This window comes from Streptomyces sp. NPDC057445, assembly GCF_042802855.1.
Taxonomy (GTDB): Bacteria; Actinomycetota; Actinomycetes; order Streptomycetales; family Streptomycetaceae; genus Streptomyces.
Genome location: NZ_JBHVDH010000001.1, coordinates 301,477 through 322,568 on the forward strand (window position 1 = coordinate 301,477; position 21,092 = coordinate 322,568).

Below are 21,092 nucleotides of genomic sequence, written 5' to 3' on the forward strand. Positions count from 1 at the left end.
GCCGAGCCGCGCTCTGCACTTCGCCGTTCGGCCTGATCCAGATCTGACTACCGTCAGGGTGGTCGTAGCGGCGGAATCCACCCTTAGCCTCCGACGTGAATGAGAAGCCTTGACCAAACATGCCCTGCTCGGCGTCATCCAGAGTCTTCCCGTGAAGGTTGGAGATACCGGTGACACCACAAGCTCCATTGCTACTGTGAACGAGGACCGGAGTCTCGCCCGCCAGCACATAGTACGTGTGCTGCGTGGCTCCATCTACCTGCTTTTATGCAGGTCAAGTGCGGTTTGCTGGTCCGGTGAAGTGCGTGGGTGTCCGTGGTTGTGCGGGGTAGTTGCCGTCGCTACTGCCGTCACGTGGCTCAGCCCAGGTACGGCTTCTCTCGCTGTTCCAGGAAGTGCTGGAGCCTGAGTCGTTGGGTGTGGTGCATCGGCAACTGCTCGATCTCTTCCGGCGGCACGAACCGGAGTTCGGTGGACTCGTCGGAGATTGCCGGTTGGCCGCCGGTGATGCGGGCGGTGAAGCAGACGTTGAACTGGCGGCGGACCTCGCCGTCGGTGTAGGCGATGATGTGTTTCGGGTCGGTGTAGGTGCCGACCAGGCCGGTGATCTCTACGTCGAGGCCGGTCTCTTCCTTGACCTCGCGGACGGCCGTGCCTGGCAGGGAGTCGGTGAGGTCCATACCGCCTCCGGGCAGGGCCCAGAGGTCGTCCGTCAACTACTGCCGTCAGCACCTCCGAAGTCCCATCAGTCACAACTGATGGGGCTTCAGATTAGCGCTTGGAAATTCACGCGGCCCTGGTGGAGATCCCATTTCGATAGGACCAGACTGCCGGATCGCTCGGCAGGAGCATCTAGCCGTCCACAACAATCTGGCCGTGAATCCCTTCCGTCGAAATCAGCAAAATCACGCAATAGAGGAACTATTGACGCTCGACCAATAATTGCGAGCTGCCTCGACGATCGGATCGTACTCGGCAGATGCTACGACGGCGACCAGCGTAGGGCCCATCAACGAACCATCCTCGTCGCCTCGCGCCACCACAACTACATTCCCCTTGTATACATATCCATGGATCAACCAGTCATCCAAAGACTCGGCGATAGACAGGATTGTGCGGTCGTGGAGCTCCTCCTCAGTCAGCAACGCTGAGAGTACAACATCCCTGTCCGAGAACAAGAGATTAAGCCGATCGTCGTCCAGATGCGTCAGGTCCTTCAGCCTGGCCATGGCTGTGCCCAGAATGCACGGTTCGGTATCACCGATCAATTGACTGTCGATGATGAGCTGGAACCGGAACATGCCGCGGCCCTTCAACGGGGCGACAAGAAATCCGAATCGACCGTCGTCGGTCAAGAACCTCATATCTAGCCTCTCTTGACGTCTTCATCAAGTCCGCCACCGGCATCACCGCGGGCACACCCGGCCTCACGGCCGACGGCTACGTCCACCTGCATGACCGCGGCAACCTCGTCGTCTACAACGCCAAATCCCAGTCGGTCTGGTCAAGCGGAACCACGATCCGGCACGACTACAACCGAGACGGCCGTAGCGATATCGGCGCCTGGTACGACCACACTGATGGAAGTGACGCGACGTGGTCGTTCCTGACCAACTCGAACGGCACCTTCAATGCTCCGGTCAAGTCGCCCATGGGCACCGATGGAAACTGGGACGTTTCCCGCTCGAAGTTCACCACCGGTGACTTCAACGGCGACGGCTTCGGTGACATGGGCGCCTTGTACAGCTACGACAACAACGGTGCCGCTCTGTGGACCGCGCTCGGCAAGAGCGGCGGCGGCTTCAATGCCCCCAACAGGGTGTGGCACAGGTCGGCGGGCAGTTTCGGCCTCGCCTCGTCCACGCTTGAAGCCGGTGATTTCAATGGTGACGGCCGGGACGACATCGCGCTCTGGTACCGATACGCCGACGGCGGCGACAAGCTCTGGACCTTCACATCCACTGTCTCCGGCGGCTTCAACGAGCCCTTCGCCTCTTGGGAGTCCGGCGGTGGAAGCTGGGAACGCAGCATGAGCAGGCTCGTCACCGGGGACTACAACGGCGACGGCCGTGAAGATCTAGCTGCCCTGTACGGCTACGACAACAACGAGGCGACGATCTGGGTATTCGCCACCAATCCTTCAGGCGGTTTCACCGCTCCGGAGGCCTGGTGGCACAGCGAATCGTTCGACTGGATTCGTTCTCAGGCCCACTCCGGCGACTTCAACGGCGACGGCCGTGACGACATCGCCCTGTGGTACGTCTACCCCGACACCACCGACAAGGTGCACATCACCACGGCGGTGTCCACGTCCAGCGACGCCTTCGGCTCGACTCATGAAGCCCTGACTGTGAGCGGCGGCTGGGAACTCGAGAGGAGCCGTCTCGTCGTGGGCGACTACAACGGTGACGGCCTCGACGACCTTGCGGCCATGTACAACTACCCCGCCGACAACAGCGTCAAGATGTGGACCTGGACGACCAAGTCGGAGGGCACCTTCAGTCCTGCCGTCTCAAGCTGGTCGGCCACGGCCAACGACTGGTCCTTCGGCCGCACCCGCCTGATTGCCGGCTACAGCAGCTGACCGTCAAGCACACCAGCTCGACCCCGGCCGCCCCGCTGCGGCCGGGGTCACCCTTTCGCGGCGGGATGCAGCAGACGTCTCAGCCGCCGCTGAGCTGGGCGAGTGACGGGACCTTGTCCTTCACCTCGACGCCCGCGCTCGTCCCCGCGTCCTTGACGTTCTTGACGACGTTCTCGAGCGAGGTGATGTCGGCCTCGCCCGCCTGGCCCTTGCGCAGCTTGGTGCTCAGGGACTTCAGCGACTCGATTCCGGCGGTGACCGGTGCCACCGCCTTCGACAGCAGTGGATCGCCCTTGGCGTTGTTCGCCGCGGCCTTGAGCCTGTTGTACGCGAAGGCGGCGGCGAGGCCCGCCTTCGCCAGGGCGGCCTTCTGGCCGTCCGCGCCCTTCTTGAACTTGCCCGCGCGGTACGGCTTGACGATCCACTGGTAGGTCGCCCCCGCCGCGAGGCCCGCGTTGGCCACGAACCGTGTCTTGGCGAACTTCTGCGCCGACGCCGAGCTGGTCGGCGTCGCGGAACCACCCGCTTGGCTGTCGCCGCCGCATGCGGTGGTGGTGACCAGCAGCGCGCAGCAGAGCAGCAGAGCCACCGCCGTACGGCGCACCGCCGCGGGAACCGGACCCGGAATGGGCATGGCAGACCTCCCTGACCTCCCCGAGGCTTCATGGGCCAGGGTCACCCGGGGCGTCCGGTTGCGCCACTCGGGCGAACCCGAACGGGTTTCGTTTAAGGCGAAACGGCAACGCGGTCTTCATGTCCATCAGACAGCGCAGTGGAACGCACCAGGCGGCGACCGTCATATCGGTCGTCGCCGACGTCATGGCCTTCATCATCGGCCTGTGGATTCTCATGTACCTGCTGGACGCCAACCGAGCCAACGACCTGGTGAACTTCGTCCAGGACGTGGCCCGCTGGCTGGCCGGCTGGTCGTACGACCTCTTCACGTTCGACGAGGCCTGGGCGCGCGTGGTGGCGGGCTACGGTCTCGCCGCGGTCGTGTACCTCTTCGTCGGACACGCCGTGGCCGGCCGGCTCCGCCGCAACTGATCCTTGCTGCCCGCTACTGGCAGCACTCGGGGTCGAGTCCCCTCGGCAGCCTCTCCCCGCCGAACACCGCGGTGGTCGCCTCGTCCCCTCCCAGGGCGGCCACCGCGAGCAGCAGCGAGCCGGCCGTCCAGGTGGTGAGCTCCTCGGGCCATACGGCCCGCTCGCCTTCGAAGACGTACCCCGTCCAGTACATGCCGCCCTCGGCGCGCAGATGCTGGATCGACTGGAGGATCTCCAGCGCCCGGTCGGACTCGCCCATCGCCCAGAGCGCGAGGGCCAGTTCACAGCTCTCGCCGCCGGTGACCCAGGGGTTCGGCAGCACGCACCGGACGCCGAGCCCGGGGACGACGAACGCGTCCCAGTGCTCCTCGATCCGCGCCTTCGCCTCTGCGCCGGTCAGTGCGCCGCCGAGGACCGGGTAGTACCAGTCCATGGAGTAGCGGGACTTGTCGAGGAACCGCTCCGGGTGGCGGCGTATCGCGTGCCCGAGCGCACCGGTCGCCAGCTCCCAGTCCGGCTGCGGCTCCTCGCGCTCCTCGGCGATCGCGAGGGCGCAGCGCAGGGCGTGGTGGATCGAGGAATTGCCCGTCAGCAGGGCGTCGTCGACCGGTGTGTCCCCGTTCTCGGGGGACTCGCGCTTCCAGCCGATCTGGCCGCCGGGCTGCTGCAGCCGCAGCACGAACTCGACGGCGGCCATGACCGCGGGCCACATGCGGTCGAGGAACGCGTCGTCGCCGGTGGCGAGGTAGTGGTGCCACACGCCTACGGCTATGTACGCGCAGAAGTTGCTCTCCCGGCCCCGGTCCGTCGGCTCCGCGGTGTCCACGCCGTTCTCGCGGTCCTGGTACGCGGCGTACCAGGAGCCGTCCGCGAGCTGATGCCGTGCGAGCCAGGCGTACGCGCGGGCGGCGGCGTCGTGTTCACCGGCCGCGTCCAGCGCCATCGCCGCCTCTGTGTGGTCCCAGGGGTCGAGGTGGTGCCCCCGGAACCAGGGGATCGCCCCGTCCTCGCGCTGCACGGCGAGGATTCCTGCGACGGTCTCGGCTGCCTGCTCGGCGGTCAGGACGCCGGGCAGGACGAGATGTTCGGTTCGTCCGGGCGAAGTCACTTGGCGGCCGCCGCGAGCGGCAGGTGGGGCTTGGTCGCATAGGCCACGAAGCTCTTGCCGATCAGTGGGTTGAGGGCGTTCTCGGCGACCCGGGTGGCCAGGGGCTTCTTCATGATGTCCCAGACCAGCAGCTTGTGGTACGCACGCACCGGCAGGGCCTTGTCGTTGTCCACGCCGAAGGCGCACTTGAGCCACCAGTACGGTGAGTGCAGCGCGTGCGCGTGGTGGGTGCCGTAGGGCTTGAGGCCCGCCTCGCGCATCTTGGCGAGCAGTTCATCGGCTCTGTAGATGCGGATGTGTCCGCCTTCGACCTCGTGGTACGCGTCCGAGAGCGCCCAGCAGATCTTCTCGGGGCCGTAGCGGGGCACGGTGACGGCGATACGGCCGCCCGGCTTGAGCACCCGGACCATCTCGGCGAGGACGCCCTTGTCGTCCGGGATGTGCTCCATCACCTCGGAGATGATCACGACGTCGAACGACTCGTCGGGGAAGGGCAGGTTGAGCGCGTCGCCTTCCATCGCGGTGGCGCTCGCGCCCTCCGGTGCCTCCCCGGCCTCCTTCATCGCCGCGAACCACTTGGCGACCTCGCGGATCTCCTCGCCGTTCTGGTCGAGGGCCACGACCTGGGCCCCGCGCCGGTAGCACTCGAACGCGTGCCGCCCGGCCCCACAGCCCAGGTCGAGCACACGGTCGCCCGGGGCGAGCGGGAAGCGGGAGAAGTCGACGGTCAGCACGGGGTCGGCCTGCCTTCGAGGTCGGGGTGGCGGGTGACACATACGGCCGCGGAGCGGCCGGGGAACGAGAGCGCCGAGCGCCCGGGGACGGCGGCGAGCACCGAACGCCCGCGGCCGGAGGCACCGAAGCCGTCGGCGTCCGGGGTCGCGGAGCCGGCCGCGAGGGGCCGTGCGGGGCGGCGGGGTGTCACCGAGGACCCCCGGTGGCCGCACGCGCGGCGATCGCCTCGCGGTAGAGGTCGGCGGTGCCCTGGGCCGCGCGGGTCCAGGTGAAGCGGGTCAGGACGCGGTCCCGGCCCGCCGCGCCGATGCGCCGGCGGAGTCCGGGGTCGCCCAGCAGGCGGCCGGTCGCGGCGGCGAGTGCACCCGCGTCGCCCGGCGGCACCGCGAGGCAGGTCTCCCCGTCGGGTCCGGCGACCTCCGGGATCGCCCCGCCGGTGGTGGCGACGAGCGGCGTACCCGTGGCCATGGCCTCCGCGGCCGGCAGCGAGAAGCCCTCGTACAGCGACGGTACGCACGCCACCTGCGCACTGCGGACGAGGTCCACGAGTTCCGCGTCGGAGATGCCCTTCACGAACCGGACGGCGTCCTGGAGCCCGTAGCGTTCGATCATCCGCGCCACCGGCCCGTCCTCGGCACGCTTGCCGACGACGACGAGGTGGGCGTCCGGGTGCTCGGTGCGGAGCTTGGCGAGGGCCTCGACGAGGAAGACGAGCCCCTTGAGCGGGACGTCCGCGCTGGACGTGGTCACGATCCGTCCCGGGACCTCGGCAACGGCCGGGTCGGGCGAGAACAGCTCGGTGTCCGCGCCGATGTGCACGACCCGGACCCGCTCCGCCGGCACGTCGAGGTGCTCGACGATCTCCTGCTGCGAGGAGCCGGAGACGGTCAGCACGGACGGCAGCCGCCGTGCGACCCGCTTCTGCATGCGGGTGAAGCCGTACCAGCGCCGTACCGACGCGCGCTTGCGCCAGTCGGCCGCCGCGTCGAGCTCCAACTGCCGGTCGACGGTGATCGGGTGGTGGATGGTGGTGACGAGCGGGGCGCCGAGGTCGCCGAGCAGCCCGTAGCCCAGGGTCTGGTTGTCGTGGACGACGTCGAACTCCCCGCGCCGCGCGGCCAGGTGCCGCCGTGCCCGCAGCGAGAAGGTCAGCGGCTCGGGAAAGCCGCCGGTCCACATCGTGGCGACCTCGAGCAGGTCGACCCAGTTCCGGTACTCGTCGCGTCCGGGCGTGCGGAAGGGATCGGGGTGCCGGTACAGATCGAGGCTGGGCAGCTCGGTGAGCGGAACGCCTTCGTCGAGCACGGGGTACGGCTGCGCGCCGATCACTTCCACGCTGTGCCCGAGCCGGGCCAGCTCGCGGGACAGGTGCCTTACGTACACGCCCTGGCCCCCGCAGAACGGGTTCCCCTTGTAGGTGAGGAGAGCGATGCGCAGCGGTCGGTCACCGGCGCCGGTGCCACCCGGACGGGGCCCGGCGGCTATGGCCTCAGCGGTCACTCACGGCCCCTTCCTCACTGCACTTCTGCCGGAGCGTAACCGCTCGCGCTAATCTAGAACAAGTTACAGACTTGATCGTTCTCGAGCGTTCAAGGAGCATCGAATCTACCGGCAGGTAGTCCTGCTGTAAGGCCTGGATCAGGTGATTCGCGCCACGGCGGACGCCCCTGCCATGCTGTGCCCTCCGGAACCCAGGGGAACGCGAGACATGACAGCGGAAGTCAGGGCAGCCATTGCGGCCTCTCCTCCCTTGACGGAGCGCCAGGAGGCCCGCCGTCGCCGCATCCTGCACGCCAGCGCCCAGCTGGCCAGCCGGGGCGGTTTCGACGCCGTGCAGATGCGCGAGGTCGCAGAGGCGGCCGAGGTCGCGCTGGGCACGCTCTACCGGTACTTCCCCTCGAAGGTCCATCTGCTGGTCGCCACGATGCAGGACCAGCTCCAGCACCTGCACACGACCCTGCGCAAGCGGCCACCGGCTGCGGACAGCGCGGCGGAGCGGGTCTCCGAGACGCTGATGCGGGCGTTCCGGGCACTGCAGCGCGAGCCGCATCTCGCGGACGCGATGGTGCGGGCGCTGACCTTCGCCGACCGCAGCGTCAGCCCCGAGGTGGACACGGTCTCGCGGCAGACGACGGCGATCATCCTGGACGCGATGGGCCTGGAGCACCCCACCCCCGAGCAGCTCTCCGCGGTCCGGGTCATCGAGCACACCTGGCACTCCGCGCTGATCACCTGGCTCTCGGGGCGGGCGTCGATAGCCCAGGTGAAGATCGACATCGAGACGGTGTGCCGGCTGATCGACCTCACGGACCCGGAGCGCGGGGCCCGTCGGCAGACCGGCTAGCACCTCTCCCCCAGGGGCTGCCGGCTCCCGCTTCGCCCTTTGTCGCACCCGCCTGGTCTGTTTTTCGTACACGTGCTCTACTGTCCCGTTGCCTTTGGGGGGTAGGTGCTGGTGAAGCGTGGCGGGAGATGGCTGGCAGGGGCCTTGCTGACGGCCTTGCTGGCGTTGTCGGGGGCCGGGTGCGGGGGAACCGTCCCTCCGCAGGAGAGGGCGCCCTACGGCGGGGCGGAGGAGCTGCCCGAACGGCTGGAGGGCCACACCGTGGTCGTCGGGGACCCGGACGCCCCCCTGACCGTGCGCATCTACGAGGATCCGCGCTGCCCTTACTGCAAGGAGTACGAGCTGACGGGGGCCGCTCCGGTGCTGCGCGGCCTGACTCGGAAGCGCCAGGTGCAGACCGAATACGTTCTGGCCTCCTTCCTGGACGACCGGCTCGGCGGCGATGGCTCGAAGAGAGCGGTCAACGCGCTCAGAGCCGCACTGGAGGTGAACAAGTTCGTCGAGTACCACGCCGTGCTCTACGAGAACCAGCCCGCGGAGGGCGTTGACGGTTTCACCACGGAGTTCCTCCTGGAACTCGCCGACAGGGTCGACGGTCTGCGAAGCCCCGCCTTCGACGCGGCGGTCGAGTCGATGAAGTACCGCGACTTCGTGACCCTTTCCCAATTGGCCTACGACCAGGCCGGAGCGGACGGACGAGGACCCGGCACACCCTCCGCCACGGTCAACGGCATGCTCGTGCCTCCGGATTCGGGGGTGCTCCTCGACGGGGAGTCCTTCGCGCGGCTGATTCGCGGCATACAGCTCGATCCCGGGAGCCTGGCGGAGCACTCGTAGCCCCGTGCGCCCGGGCGTGGCGCAGAGCTGCGGGATCATCCCCCGGCCGGGCCGGGATCCCCGAACAAGCCCCGGGAGGCCACGCCCGTTACTCCTCGGGCGGGAACACCGCCTCACCGGTGTCCGGCAAGGTGATCAGGATCGCCTCGACCGGGCAGCCCTCCGCCGCGGCGAGGATCCGCTCGTCGGCGTCCGTGTCGGGGGCCTGCGGATGCGACTGCCGGGCGGTGTCCAGCGTGAAGCCGTCCGGGGCGTGGTTCACGCACATACCGGAACCGATGCAGACGCCCCGGTCGACCTCGACGTGCCAGCGATCGCCCATCAGCCCTCGCCCTCACCTTCACCCTCGCTGCTGTATCCGGCCGGCAGATGGATCATCTTGTGCTCCAGGTACGAGCCGTACCCCTCGGGCCCGAACTCCCGCCCTATGCCGGAGTTCTTGTAGCCGCCGAACGGCCCGAGCATGTCCAGGCTGAAGGTGTTGACGTTGTACGTCCCCGTCCTGATCCGCCGCGCGAAGTCGATGCCGTGCTCGACGTCGGCGGTCCACACGCTTCCGCTGAGCCCGTAGTCGGAGTCGTCGGCGATCCTGGCGGCCTCGCTCTCATCGCCGTACGGCAGCAGACAGACGACCGGTCCGAAGATCTCCTCGCGGGCGATCCGCATGGAGTTGTCGACACCTCCGAAGAGGGTCGGCTCGACGTACCAGCCGCGGTCGAGCCCGGCCGGGCGCCCGCCGCCGGCCAGGATCTTGGCGCCTTCCTCCTGGCCGATCCTGATGTAGTCGAGGGACCTGCGCTGCTGGCGCTGCGCGACCAGCGGGCCGACCTGGGTCGCCGGGTCCAGGGGATCGCCGACCACCAGCGCGCCCGCCGCGGCGGCGAAGGCCTCGGCGATCTCGTCGTACCGGGAGCGCGGGGCCAGGATCCGGGTCTGGGCGACGCACGCCTGGCCGTTGTTCATCCAGGCGGCCGGGGCGATGCCCTGGACGGCCGACTCGAGATCGGCGTCCGGCAGGATCACCGCGGCGGACTTTCCGCCCAGTTCCAGCGTGACGCGGGTGAGATTGCGGGAGGCGACCTCCATCACGCGCCTGCCCGCGGCGACCGACCCCGTGAACGACACCTTGTCGACTCCCGGGTGCCCGACGAGGTATTCGCTGACCTCGCGGTCCGCGGGCAGGATCGACAGCACACCCTCCGGCAGCCCGGCCTCACGCGCGATGTCGCCCAGGATGTACGCGTCGAGCGGTGACTCCGGCGACGGTTTCAGGACGACCGTGCAGCCCGCGAGCAGCGCCGGCGCGAGCTTCGCCGCCGCGACGAACTGCGGGACGTTCCACGGCACGACGGCCGCGACGACCCCGACCGGTTCCCGCCGCACGAGGATCGGCCCGAGCACACCGTCGCGCCGCTCCTCGTGACCGAAGCCCCGGGCGACGGTGACGGCCGCGTCCCACACCATCATCGCGCCGAGAGCCTGGGCGAGGACGCTCCAGGAGTACGGGGAGCCGTTCTGGGCGCTGATCGAGCGCGCGATCTCCTCGTGGCGCACGGCGATCGCGTCCTTGATCCTGCCGACGACCTCGATCCGCTCCTGGAGCGTCGCCCGCGGCCAGGGCCCCTCGTCGAACGCGGCCCTCGCCGCCGCTACCGCGCGGTCGACATCGGCCTCGCAGGCGTGCGGGACGCGGCCGATGACCTGCTCGGTGTGCGGGGAGATCACCTCGATGGTGTCCGTTCCCAGCGGATCGGCCAACTCCCCGCCGATGAACAGCTTTCCGTGCTCGACCAGCTCGGCCATGACGCCGCCTCCGCGCACCGGGGATCCGTCTCAGGTTTCTGACGCAGTGTCAGAACTGATACCAGCTCCGGTCGGACTAAGCCACCCTCGGAACCGAAAGAAGTCCCCCGACGGTCTGCGTGTCGAAGGTGCACGCCCGCCTGCCCAGCGACCGCCGGCCGTGCCGGTCATGCGCAGGCCCCTCCCCCCGGAACGGACGGAAACCGATGAAGAAGCGTCTCGCGGCGGCTGCGGGCGGTGTGCTCGCGGCGGCCGCCCTGACCGTCGGCGCCTGGCCGATCTGGTTCCGTCCGCCCTACGTACTGGCGGACACCCCGCCGGTCGATGTCACGGTGAGCGCCGGGAGATCCCGGTACCAGGATGTCGCAGAGACCGCGGAGGACGTCGACACGCTCGTGCGCGTGTACGTCCAGCGCCTCAGGGCCAGGGACGCCGAGGGCCTGGCGCGGCTCGCGGGTCCGGCCTACCCGCAGCCCCGAGGCGACGCGAAGCGGTTCGTCGACGCCTACGCCGCGGGCGCGCAGGGCCATGTCGACGTCACCGTCGCGGAAGGTCCGGTGCCGTACTTCAACCAGGTGACGCTCGCGTACGAGAGGACCGGGCGACGTCAGGACCTGCTCCTCGTCCACGACGACGGCGACTGGTGGATCGCCCTCGGAGAGGGAGATCCGGCCGCGGGCCGGTGAACAGGCCCCGGTGCGACCGGCCCCGGGCCGACGACGGGAGCGCGGGAGGGACTTCCCGACGACCCGTCTGACTATTCGTCAGTTCTCGGTACAGTGAGCAATGCCCGTGCCGCACAGGGGAGACGAGGTCGTATGTCACAGGTGACGGAGCACGGCGGAGGGGTCTGGTCGCTCCGGGTCCCCATCCCGGACAACCCGCTCGGCCACACCCTGGTCCATGTCCTCGACACCGCCCGCGGGCCCGTCCTGATCGACACCGGCTGGGACGACCCGGCCTCCTGGACGGCACTCGCCGGGGGCCTGGACGCGCTCGGCATCCCGGTCGCCGACATCCACGGCGTCGTCATCACCCACCACCACCCCGACCACCACGGCCTGTCCGGCCAGGTGCGCGAGGCGTCCGGCGCCTGGATCGCGATGCACGCCGCCGACACGGCCGTCGTACGCCGCACCCGCGAGGCCCGCCCGGGCGTCTGGCTCGGTTATCTCGCCGACAAGCTCGCCGCCGTCGGCGCCCCGGAAGAGCATCTGGCCCCTCTCCGAGCGGCCCGTGCAGGCGGCCGGATGCGGACGCTCCCCGGCCTGGGAGCCGCTCTGCCGGACCGCGAGATCGTCCCCGGCGAACTCCTCGACCTGGCGGACCGACGGCTGCGCGCGATATGGACACCCGGCCACACCCCCGGCCATGTCTGCCTCCATCTGGAGGAGGATCACCCCGCGAACCTCCCGGGCCACGGCCGCCTCTTCTCCGGCGACCATCTGCTCCCCGGGATCTCACCCCACATCGGCCTGTACGAGGACCCCGACGACTCCACCGTCACGGACCCGCTCGGTGACTACCTCGACTCCCTGGAGCGCATCGGCCGTCTCGGCGTCGCCGAAGTCCTCCCTGCCCACCAGCACGCCTTCACCGGCGCCGCGGCCCGCGTCCGTGAACTGCTCGTCCACCACGAGGCCCGGCTCACCGGACTGCTGGCACTGCTCGCGACCCCGCTCACCCCCTGGCAGCTCGCCGAGCGGATGGAGTGGAACCGCCCCTGGGAGCAGATCCCGTACGGCTCACGGAACATCGCCGCCTCGGAGGCCGAGGCCCATCTGCGCCGTCTGGTGAAACTGGGGCGCGCAGAGGCCGTGCCGGGCAGCGCCCCGGTGACCTACGTGGCGGTGTGACCGGGAGGAGGGACCGGCCACGGCTGTGACGGGGGACGCTGTGGGCGACGCCGCGGCGCGCCACCGGCCGCGGGTGTGACCTACGCCCCGGTATCCGGCCCGGGCCGGGCGGCTACGGGCCGGTACAGTGAGCGGGTCGTCATCATTCCCGTACGAGGGGAAGCCGGTGCAAATCCGGCACTGACCCGCAGCCGTGAACCGCCGTCGCAGGCGGTCAGTCGGAATGCCTCGTACCAGGACATGACCGGCTCGTGCCATCGGGAACCCGGTGGCTGAGGCACCGTCGAGGTATACGGGGCCGGAGTCTGGTGCCTAGCGTGCCTGTGCCCGGCCTCCCCGCAGGAGAGGCACCGCCCGCCATGACCGTTCGCCGTAGCGCAGCCGCGCTCACCGCCGCTTCCGCCGTGCTCTGGGGGGCCGTGGCCGGCGCCCCGGCCGCGATCGCCGCGCCCTCTCCCACGCCCGAGCCCGTGATCCCCGCAGGGCTGTTCGGCACGACGGACCCGACCTACGACGGCGTCTGGCGGCAGTCGCTGGCGCTGAGCGCCCAGGACGCCCTCAAGGAGGTCCCCTCGGCGAAGGCCGTGGACTGGCTGACCGGACAGCAGTGCGCGAACGGCGGCTTCGCCTCGTACCGCGCGGACGCCACCGAGCCGTGCGACGTGAAGACGGTGCTGGACACCAACGCCACCGCGGCGGCGCTGCAGGCCCTCACCGCACTCGGCGGACACAAGGACGAGATCAAGAAGGGCCTCGCCTGGCTCAAGTCCGTGCAGAACGCGGACGGCGGCTGGAGCTACAACCCCGGGATGCCGTCCGACGCCAACTCCACCGCGATCGTCATCGGCGCCTTCGCCGCGGCGGACGCCCGGCCGGCGACGATGACGTCCGACAGCGGGAAGACGCCGTACGACGCGCTCGTGTCGTTCGCCGTCCCGTGCACGGACAAGGCCGCCGGGGGGGCGTTCGCGTACCAGCCGGACAAGGCGGGCAAGCTGATCGCCAACGGTGACGCCACCGCGGCGGCCGTGCTCGGCGGCCTCGGCCGCGGCATGGTCGTCAAGGGCCCGAAGCCCGGCGGCGCCCCGAAGTGCGACACCCCCGCCAAGGCGACGCCCGAGCAGTCCGCCCGCAACGGCGCGGCCTACCTCGCCAAGACCCTGGCCAAGACCGGCCACCTCGACTCCCCGCCGCTGCCCGGCGCCGCCGACCCGGCCCCGCAGCCCGACTTCGGCAACACCGCCGACGCGGTCGTCGCGCTCTCCGCCGCCGGACACAAGGACAAGGCGGCCGCATCGGTCGCCTGGCTCGAGAAGAACTCCGCAGCCTGGGCGAAGCAGGGCGGGCCCGCGGCGTACGCGCAGCTCGTCCTGGCCGCACACGCCTACGGCGCCGACCCCCGGAACTTCGGCGGTGCCGACCTGGTCCGGCAGCTGAACGCGACCGGACCCGCACCCGAGTCCACGGTCGCACCGACCCCGCCCGCGGCGGCCGAGGAGGCCGAGACGACCGGGGGCGACAGTGCCGGCATCTGGTGGATCGTCGGCGCGGGTCTGGCGGCGGGCGTCGGCGTCGGCTTCCTGTTCAGCGGCCGCCGGAAGAACAAGAAGTGATCCGCAGGCGGTTCGCAGGGCCGGCCCCGGCTGCCGCTCTGGCGCTGGCCTTCGGCGTGATGTTCACGCTGATGGCCGGCGCGCCCGCGCACGCCGCGGGATACCGGTACTGGTCGTTCTGGCAGTCCGACGGCAGCACGGGCGGCTCCGGTGGTACGGGGACCTCCGGCGGCTCCTGGACGTACGCCACCCAGGGCCCGGCCACCGCCCGCCCTGCCGACGGCGAGGTGAACGGCTTCCGCTTCTCCGTCAGTGCCGACTCCGCGGACTCGGCGAAACCGCGCACCGCCCCCGACTTCAAGGCGCTGTGCGCGGGCACGCCCGCGAAATCCGGCACCAAGCGCGTCGGCGTCGTCATCGACTTCGGCACCCCGGCGGACGCGCCCCAGGGCGAGAGCCCGCCGGCCCCCGGCCGCCGCACGGCCTGCGCCCGGGTCGACCCGTCCGCCTCGAGCGCGGACGCCCTCGCCGCGGTCGCCAAGCCCCTGCGGTACAACAGCGACGCGCTGCTCTGCGCGATCTCCGGCTACCCGGAGTCGGGCTGCGGCGAGCAGATCCAGGGCGACGGCCCCGCGGCGGCCGAGCCGGCCCCGGCCTCGGAGCCCGACGCCTCCGGCGCGCAGGACGACGGTCCGAAGGACGACAGCGGCCCTTCTGTGGGCGTCATCGCCGGTGTCGCGGCCGTCGCCGCACTGGGCGCCGCGGCGTTCTGGCAGGCACGCCGCCGCCGCGGATGACCGCGGCCATGTCGCGGACGGCCCCTGTCCTACGGGGAGTACGGGGAGTACGGGCAGTACGCCGAGCACCGGCGGCCCTCCGCGCGCCCGAGGCGAACCGGAGCAACGCGCTGCATGCCGGGGCGTGGTGGGTGTGGGCCCTCGGGCTCGCGACCGCCGCCTCCCGGACCACCAACCCGCTGCTCCTCGCCCTGTTGGTCGGCGTCGCCGGGTACGTCGTGGCGGCCCGCCGCACCGACGCGCCGTGGGCCCGCTCTTACGGCGCCTTCGTCAAGCTGGGCCTCTCCGTCCTCGCGATCCGGCTGGTCTTCTCCGTCGTCCTCGGCTCCTCGATCCCAGGCACGCAGGTGCTGCTGACACTTCCCGAAGTGCCTCTGCCCGACTGGGCGCAGGGCATCAGGATCGGCGGCCGGGTGACGGCCGAACAGCTGGTGTTCTCGCTCTACGAAGGACTGAAGCTGGCCACGCTGCTGATCTGCGTGGGCGCGGCGAACGCGCTCGCCAACCCGGCACGGCTGCTGAAGTCGCTGCCCGCCGCGCTGTACGAGGCCGGGGTCGCCGTCGTCGTCGCCATGACGTTCGCGCCGAACATGGTCGCGGACGTGATGCGGTTGCGCACGGCGCGCAGGCTGCGAGGCCGCCCTTCCGGCGGCATCAAGGCGATCGTCCAGATCGGCCTGCCGGTCCTGGAAGGGGCGCTGGAGCGGTCGGTCGCGGTGGCCGCGTCGATGGACGCACGTGGCTACGGCCGTACGGCCGAGGTGCCGCGCGCCGTCCGGCACACCACGACCGCCCTCACGCTGGGCGGCCTGCTCGGCGTCTGCGCCGGCTCGTACGGACTGCTCTCGGCGGAAGGAGCGGGGTACGGACCGCCCGTGCTGCTGAGCGGGTTCGCCGCGGCGGCCGCCGGGCTGTGGCTCGGCGGCAGGCGCCAGGTCCGTACCCGCTACCGCCCCGACCGCTGGGGCGTCCGCGCCTGGCTGGTGGCCGGATCGGGCGTCGCGGTCGCCGCACTGATGATCCGGGCGGGCGTCCACGCACCGCAGGCCCTGCATCCCGGCGTCGTACCGCTGACGGCGCCGGTGCTGCCGCTGTTGCCTGCGGCGTCGGTCCTGGTGGGTTTGCTGCCCGCGTTCGTTGCCCCCGTACCGCCCAGGGAGTCGTCGTGATCCGCTTCGAGAACGTCTCGGTGACGTACGCCGACTCCGAGGCGCCCACCGTCCGGGGAGTCGACCTGACCGTCCCAGAGGGCGAACTGGTGCTGCTGGTCGGCCCGTCGGGCGCCGGCAAGTCGACCCTGCTCGGGGCGGTATCCGGGCTGGTCCCCCACTTCACGGGCGGCACGCTCCGCGGCCGGGTCACCGTCTGCGGCAGGGACACCCGTACCCACAAGCCGCGCGAACTCGCCGACGTCGTCGGCACGGTGGGCCAGGACCCGCTCGCCCACTTCGTCACCGACACGGTCGAGGACGAGCTGGCGTACGGCATGGAGTCCCTGGGCCTCGCCCCTGACGTGATGCGCCGCCGCGTCGAGGAGACCCTGGACCTCCTGGGCCTCGCCGACCTCCGCGACCGCCCGATCGCCACGCTCTCCGGCGGCCAGCAGCAGCGCGTCGCGATCGGCTCCGTCCTCACCCCGCACCCCAGGGTCCTGGTCCTCGACGAACCGACCTCGGCCCTCGACCCCGCCGCCGCGGAAGAGGTCCTGGCCGTCCTCCAGCGTCTGGTCCACGACCTCGGCACGACGGTCCTCATGGCCGAGCACCGCCTGGAGCGCGTGGTCCAGTACGCGGATCAGGTCATCCTCCTCCCGTCCCCCGGCGCGGAGCCGGTCATGGGCCCCCCGGCCGAGATCATGGCGGCCTCCCCGGTCCACCCCCCTGTGGTCGCCCTGGGCCGCTACGCGGGCTGGACCCCCCTCCCCTTGACGGTCCGCGACGCCCGCCGCCGTGCGGTCGGCCTCCGCGACCGCCTGTCGGGAAAGACCCCGCCTCCCCCGGCCGCAGCCGAAGGGCGCCTTACGGGCCCCGGCCTCACCACCGGGCCGCGGCCCCTCGTGGGAGCGCCACGACCGGCCGCCGCCGTGGAGGCACCGGACGTGCCCGGGGCGGGCTCCGGAGCCGCCGGCCCGCAGGCCCCCGCGCGAGCGGTCCCCGCTGCCCGGTCCGCAGAAGCACGGTCCTGTGCCACGGCGGAGGAAGCCACCGCCCCCACCGGGCCCGGAGCGGGCGCAGCCGCGGCCGCGGCCTGGCCACGGGCCGCGGGCGTGCCGGACGTATCGGCCGTACGGCACGGAGCACCGGGCACAGGCGCCGTCGCCGAAGGGCGCCCCGCGGGCGCGGGACCGGGGGCACCCGCGGGAGCGCCACGGCCGGCCGCCCCCGGCGAACAGGCGCGGGCCGTCGGCGCTGCCCGGTCCGGGGACACCGCTGCGCAGAGCGCCGCCCCAACCCCCACCAGGCCCGGAACGGACACCCCACCGGCCTCGGCGGGCGGGCGGCCCACAGCCGCCCCGGGCATATCGGCCACGCCCGCGGAGGCGCCGGACGACTCCGCCGTCGGGCGGGTCACGGCAGCGACCGACCTCACCCCCGGGCCGGGCGCCCAGGCGCCGCAGGCCCGTGGCCCACGGGCCGCGTTCGCGCGCCTGTGGCGGCGGCCCGCCGGGCCCGTGGCCCCCACCACCCGTGGATCCGCCTCCGCGCCCGGAACTCTCGTCGCCGTCGACAGGCTGTCCGTGCGCCGGGGTCGGACCGAGGCCCTGAGGGCCGTCCGGCTCGAGGTGCGGGCCGGGGAGGCCGTGGCGCTCATGGGGCGCAACGGCGCCGGGAAGTCGACACTGCTGAGCACGCTCGTCGGGATGATCGAGCCCACCTCGGGCGGCCTCACGGTCGGAGGCCGCGTACCGCACCGGACCTCGGCCCGTGAGCTGATCCGCGAGGTGGGCCTGGTCCCCCAGGAGCCTCGGGATCTGCTGTACGCGGACACGGTGGCGGCCGAGTGCGCCGCCGCCGACGCGGATGCGGGCGCCGCGCCCGGGACCTGCCGGGCGCTTGTCAGCGCGCTGCTGCCGGGCGTACCGGACCCGACGCACCCCCGTGATCTCTCCGAGGGCCAGCGGCTCGCGCTCGCCCTCGCGCTCGTGCTCACTGCGCGCCCCCCGGTGCTCCTTCTCGACGAGCCGACCCGTGGTCTGGACTACGCCGCGAAGGCCCGCCTCGTCGCCGTCCTGCGGGACCTCGCGGCCGAGGGGCACGCCATCGTCCTCGCCACCCATGACGTGGAGCTCGCGGCCGAGCTGGCGCACCGGGTGGTGATCCTCGCGGGCGGGGAGGTCGTCGCGGACGGTCCGACCGCCGACGTGGTCGTCTCCTCTCCCGCGTTCGCTCCCCAGGTCGCCAAGGTTCTCGCCCCAGGGCCGTGGCTGACCGTCGCCCAGGTGGAGGCGGCCCTGTGAGCGCCCCCCGCACACGCCCCGGCCACGGCGTCCGGCCCGAGCGTGGGGACCACCCGGACCACAAGGCCAGCCCCGACCGCCCCGACCGCGCCGCCCGCCCCGTGCGTCTCGGCCCCCGCTCCGTCGCCGCGCTCGCGCTGATCAGCGCCATCGGCGTCGTCGCCTTCGGCTGGCCCCTGCTCGCCGACGCGGGCGCCGGTGTCGTCGGGCACGCCCAGGACGCCCCCTGGCTCTTCGCCGCGCTGCTCCCCCTGCTCGTCGCCGTGGTCGTCGCGACGATCTCCGACGGCGGCATCGACGCGAAGGCCGTCGCGATGCTCGGCGTACTCGCCGCGCTCGGGGCCGCGCTCCGCCCGCTCGGCGCGGGCACCGCGGGCCTGGAACCCATGTTCTTCCTCATGGTCCTCAGCGGCCGGGTGCTCGGCCCCGGCTTCGGTTTCGTCCTGGGCTCGGTCACGATGTTCGCGTCCGCCCTGCTCACAGGCGGTGTCGGCCCCTGGATGCCGTTCCAGATGCTGGCCATGGGCTGGTTCGCGATGGGCGCGGGGCTCCTCCCGGGGCAGGACCGTCTCCGGGGCCGTGCCGAGCTCGGGATGCTCGCCGTGTACGGTTTCGCCGCGGCCTTCGCCTACGGCACGGTCATGAATCTGTACGGCTGGACGATCGTCCCGGGCCTCGCCTCCGGGATCGCCTTCCAGGCGGGCGACCCGGTCCACGAGAACCTGGTGCGCTTCCTCGCGTACTGCCTCGCGACCTCGCTCGGATGGGACCTGGGGCGTGCGGTGCTCACCGCCGTACTGACGCTCACCGTCGGTGCCACGCTCCTCAAGGCGCTGCGCCGGGCCACACGGCGTGCCGCCTTCGAGGCCCAGGTCACATTCGAGGCCCCGGGAAACCTCCCCGGTCCGTGAGGCGGCCCACAGGACCAAAGTCCCGAAACTATCGGGCTTCGTAGTCACCGTCCGAGAACGACGGTCACCGACGCACCGCCCCCGACCTGCACATAAACCCCTTATGTCCGGTTCGGGACTTTAGTCCGGACCTGCCCTCCCTTTTTCGTATATAGGGGGTGAGCCCGGTCACGGCGCAGCCTCTGGGACCGCCGCTACAACTGTTCTCGTCGCAAGGCGCCGCAGGGCCTCGAGCCCGGTACACACAAGCGTTGCTCGGCCCCGCCCTCGCGACTCCCACGCCCCCGACGTTAGGTAGCACCTTGTCCCGCTCGCTGATTACCCGCTTCACTGCCCGCAACAAGTCCGTTGTCGCCGGTGCCGCCGTGCTTCTCGGTGCGGCCGGTGCGGTGATGGGGACGACGACGACGGCCTCTGCCGCCGCCGCCACGCCGCAGGAAATCGCGAAGACGATGATGCCCGCCGGCCAGTTCCAGTGCTTCGACAAGATCGTGTCGCACGAGTCCAACTGGAACCACGAGGCCACCAACGCCTCCTCCGGTGCCTACGGCCTGGTCCAGGCCCTGCCCGGCGGCAAGATGGCCTCCGCCGGCGCCGACTGGAAGACCAACCCCAAGACCCAGATCACGTGGGGTCTTGAGTACATGAACGAGCGTTACGGCAGCCCTTGCGGCGCCTGGAACTTCTGGCAGGCCAACCACTGGTACTGAGCCGGACCGGACCGTCAGGGCTCGGGAGCGACATCGTCGCTCCCGAGCCCTGCTCCCATTTCCGGGAGCCCTGCCCCCTGTCCGGGCGGACTTCCCCGAGGGCCCTACGGCACGGTCAGAGCCGCTGAATGATCGTCGCCGTCGCCAGCGCCCCACCCGCACACATCGTCACCAGCGCGAACTCCTTGTCCCTGCGCTCCAGCTCATGCAGCGCCGTGGCGATGAGCCGCGCCCCGGTCGCCCCCACCGGGTGCCCGAGGGCGATGGCCCCGCCATTGACGTTGACCTTCTCCAGATCCTGCTCGAAGACCTGCGCCCAGCTCAGCACCACCGAAGCGAACGCCTCGTTGATCTCGACCAGGTCGATGTCGTTCAGCGACATCCCCGCCTTCCCCAGCACCGCGCGCGTCGCGTCGACCGGCCCGTCCAGGTGGTAGTGCGGGTCCGCCCCGACCAGCGCCTGCGCGACGATCCGGGCACGTGGCTTCAGCTTCAGCGCCCGCGCCATCCGCTTGGACGCCCACATGATCGCCGCCGCACCGTCCGAGATCTGTGACGAGTTGCCCGCCGTGTGGATCGCCGTGGGCATGATCGGCTTCAGCCCTGCCAGCGCCTCCATCGAGGTGTCCCGGAGGCCCTCGTCACGGTCGACGAGCCGCCACATGCCCTGCCCCGCGGCCTGCTCGTCCTCCGTCGTGGGCACCTGGACCGCGAACGTCTCCCGTTTGAAGCGCTCCTCGGACCAGGCGATCCCCGCGCGCTCCTGCGACAGCAGCCCCAGCGAGTCGACGCGTTCGCGCGTCAGCCCCCGGTTGCGCCCGATGCGTTCCGCCGCCTCGAACTGATTGGGCAGATCGACGTTCCACTCGTCCGGCCAGGGCTTGCCCGGCCCGTGCTTGGAGCCACTGCCGAGGGGCACCCGCGACATGGCCTCGACCCCGCAGCTGATGCCGACGTCGATGACCCCGGCCGCGATCATGTTCGCGGTCATGTGCGAGGCCTGCTGCGAAGAACCGCACTGGCAGTCGACGGTCGTCGCGGCGGTTTCGTACGGAAGCCCCATCGCCAGCCAGGCGTTGCGCGCGGGGTTCATGGACTGCTCGCCGGCGTGGGTCACGGTCCCGCCGACGATCTGTTCGACGCAGTCGGCCTGGATGCCGGTGCGACCGAGGAGTTCACGGTAGGTCTCCCCCAGCAGATAGGCCGGGTGCAGATTGGCGAGCGCGCCGCCGCGCTTGCCAATGGGTGTGCGTACGGCTTCGACGATGACGGGTTCCGCGGCCATGAGCTCGTCCTCTCCTCGCACATCGACGGGGCGTCCCGGCGCCCCGTACGTGCCCAGCGAAGAAC

General features: G+C 71.1%; 20 protein-coding genes, 1 pseudogene and 1 riboswitch. Of the genes and pseudogenes, 12 read left to right on the plus strand and 9 right to left on the minus strand.

The annotated features are described in order from the left end of the window. Positions 1-359: 359 nt before the first annotated feature. Both ACFU5O_RS01330 and ACFU5O_RS01335 read right to left on the minus strand, forming a co-directional pair. Positions 360-710 (minus strand): annotated as a pseudogene (locus ACFU5O_RS01330) (NUDIX hydrolase); the annotation flags it as partial. A 195-nt stretch (positions 711-905) separates the two neighbouring features. Further along, the gene (locus ACFU5O_RS01335; RefSeq protein ID WP_384234906.1) at positions 906-1,355 is read right to left on the minus strand and encodes a hypothetical protein; all 450 of its coding nucleotides are present in this window, start codon (positions 1,353-1,355) and stop codon (positions 906-908) included. Positions 1,356-1,651: 296 nt separating this feature from the next. Here ACFU5O_RS01335 and ACFU5O_RS01340 point away from each other — a divergent pair, with 296 nt between their 5' ends. After that, on the plus strand, positions 1,652-2,584 hold the full coding sequence (locus ACFU5O_RS01340; protein ID WP_384234908.1) for an FG-GAP repeat domain-containing protein: 933 nt from the start codon (positions 1,652-1,654) through the stop codon (positions 2,582-2,584). Positions 2,585-2,663: 79 nt separating this feature from the next. On the opposite strand, the gene ACFU5O_RS01345 is transcribed toward ACFU5O_RS01340, so the two are convergent. Further along, positions 2,664-3,212: a hypothetical protein gene (locus ACFU5O_RS01345; protein ID WP_384236344.1), complete on the minus strand. Its 549-nt coding sequence runs from the start codon at positions 3,210-3,212 to the stop codon at positions 2,664-2,666. Positions 3,213-3,337: 125 nt separating this feature from the next. Between ACFU5O_RS01345 and ACFU5O_RS01350 the strand changes: the two genes are divergently transcribed. Continuing rightward, positions 3,338-3,631 (plus strand): hypothetical protein, encoded by a 294-nt coding sequence (locus ACFU5O_RS01350; protein WP_384234910.1) that lies wholly within the window; start codon positions 3,338-3,340, stop codon positions 3,629-3,631. Between the two features lie 13 nt (positions 3,632-3,644). Here the strand turns inward: ACFU5O_RS01350 and ACFU5O_RS01355 are convergent, their stop codons facing one another. The 3 genes from ACFU5O_RS01355 to ACFU5O_RS01365 form a co-directional block, all read right to left on the minus strand. Continuing rightward, positions 3,645-4,739 carry a prenyltransferase gene (locus ACFU5O_RS01355; protein WP_384234911.1) on the minus strand — a complete coding sequence of 365 codons (1,095 nt, stop codon included), beginning with the start codon at positions 4,737-4,739 and terminating at the stop codon, positions 3,645-3,647. Then, positions 4,736-5,473, minus strand: coding sequence for a methyltransferase domain-containing protein (locus ACFU5O_RS01360; protein ID WP_384234913.1), 738 nt, complete (start codon positions 5,471-5,473; stop codon positions 4,736-4,738). The genes ACFU5O_RS01355 and ACFU5O_RS01360 overlap by 4 nt, the downstream gene beginning before the upstream one ends. A gap of 187 nt (positions 5,474-5,660) precedes the next feature. Beyond that, positions 5,661-6,974 (minus strand): glycosyltransferase family 4 protein, encoded by a 1,314-nt coding sequence (locus ACFU5O_RS01365; protein ID WP_384234915.1) that lies wholly within the window; start codon positions 6,972-6,974, stop codon positions 5,661-5,663. A 208-nt stretch (positions 6,975-7,182) separates the two neighbouring features. On the opposite strand from ACFU5O_RS01365, the gene ACFU5O_RS01370 reads away from it, so the two are divergent. Both ACFU5O_RS01370 and ACFU5O_RS01375 read left to right on the plus strand, forming a co-directional pair. Beyond that, on the plus strand, positions 7,183-7,818 hold the full coding sequence (locus ACFU5O_RS01370; RefSeq protein ID WP_384234917.1) for a TetR family transcriptional regulator: 636 nt from the start codon (positions 7,183-7,185) through the stop codon (positions 7,816-7,818). A 144-nt stretch (positions 7,819-7,962) separates the two neighbouring features. Next, positions 7,963-8,655: a thioredoxin domain-containing protein gene (locus ACFU5O_RS01375; protein ID WP_384234919.1), complete on the plus strand. Its 693-nt coding sequence runs from the start codon at positions 7,963-7,965 to the stop codon at positions 8,653-8,655. Positions 8,656-8,743: 88 nt separating this feature from the next. Here the strand turns inward: ACFU5O_RS01375 and ACFU5O_RS01380 are convergent, their stop codons facing one another. Together ACFU5O_RS01380 and ACFU5O_RS01385 are read right to left on the minus strand one after the other, a co-directional pair. Beyond that, positions 8,744-8,977, minus strand: a complete 234-nt coding sequence (locus tag ACFU5O_RS01380) for a ferredoxin (protein ID WP_384234921.1) — start codon at positions 8,975-8,977, stop codon at positions 8,744-8,746. Continuing rightward, entirely contained in the window at positions 8,977-10,458 is a 1,482-nt protein-coding gene (locus ACFU5O_RS01385) for an aldehyde dehydrogenase (protein WP_384234922.1), read from the minus strand. The genes ACFU5O_RS01380 and ACFU5O_RS01385 overlap by 1 nt, the downstream gene beginning before the upstream one ends. A gap of 206 nt (positions 10,459-10,664) precedes the next feature. On the opposite strand from ACFU5O_RS01385, the gene ACFU5O_RS01390 reads away from it, so the two are divergent. The 8 genes from ACFU5O_RS01390 (at position 10,665) to ACFU5O_RS01425 (ending at position 19,742) form a co-directional block, all read left to right on the plus strand. Continuing rightward, positions 10,665-11,144, plus strand: coding sequence for a hypothetical protein (locus tag ACFU5O_RS01390; RefSeq protein WP_384234924.1), 480 nt, complete (start codon positions 10,665-10,667; stop codon positions 11,142-11,144). A 132-nt stretch (positions 11,145-11,276) separates the two neighbouring features. Continuing rightward, positions 11,277-12,314, plus strand: coding sequence for an MBL fold metallo-hydrolase (locus ACFU5O_RS01395; RefSeq protein ID WP_384234926.1), 1,038 nt, complete (start codon positions 11,277-11,279; stop codon positions 12,312-12,314). Positions 12,315-12,428: 114 nt separating this feature from the next. Continuing rightward, positions 12,429-12,563, plus strand: a riboswitch (cobalamin riboswitch). Positions 12,564-12,673: 110 nt separating this feature from the next. Further along, on the plus strand, positions 12,674-13,927 hold the full coding sequence (locus ACFU5O_RS01400) for a prenyltransferase/squalene oxidase repeat-containing protein (protein ID WP_384234928.1): 1,254 nt from the start codon (positions 12,674-12,676) through the stop codon (positions 13,925-13,927). A gap of 59 nt (positions 13,928-13,986) precedes the next feature. Further along, on the plus strand, positions 13,987-14,664 hold the full coding sequence (locus tag ACFU5O_RS01405) for an SCO2322 family protein (RefSeq protein WP_384236347.1): 678 nt from the start codon (positions 13,987-13,989) through the stop codon (positions 14,662-14,664). After that, positions 14,661-15,833, plus strand: coding sequence for an energy-coupling factor transporter transmembrane component T (locus ACFU5O_RS01410; protein ID WP_384234929.1), 1,173 nt, complete (start codon positions 14,661-14,663; stop codon positions 15,831-15,833). Before ACFU5O_RS01405 ends, ACFU5O_RS01410 begins: the two co-directional genes overlap by 4 nt. Next, entirely contained in the window at positions 15,830-18,121 is a 2,292-nt protein-coding gene (locus tag ACFU5O_RS01415) for an ATP-binding cassette domain-containing protein (protein ID WP_384234931.1), read from the plus strand. The genes ACFU5O_RS01410 and ACFU5O_RS01415 overlap by 4 nt, the downstream gene beginning before the upstream one ends. 101 nt (positions 18,122-18,222) lie before the next feature. Continuing rightward, entirely contained in the window at positions 18,223-19,032 is an 810-nt protein-coding gene (locus ACFU5O_RS01420) for an ECF transporter S component (RefSeq protein WP_384236349.1), read from the plus strand. 302 nt (positions 19,033-19,334) lie between these two features. Then, a complete protein-coding gene (locus tag ACFU5O_RS01425) occupies positions 19,335-19,742 on the plus strand; it encodes a transglycosylase SLT domain-containing protein (RefSeq protein ID WP_384234933.1) in 408 nt (135 codons plus the stop codon). Positions 19,743-19,857: 115 nt separating this feature from the next. Here the strand turns inward: ACFU5O_RS01425 and ACFU5O_RS01430 are convergent, their stop codons facing one another. After that, on the minus strand, positions 19,858-21,027 hold the full coding sequence (locus ACFU5O_RS01430; protein WP_384234935.1) for a steroid 3-ketoacyl-CoA thiolase: 1,170 nt from the start codon (positions 21,025-21,027) through the stop codon (positions 19,858-19,860). Positions 21,028-21,092 lie beyond the last annotated feature (65 nt).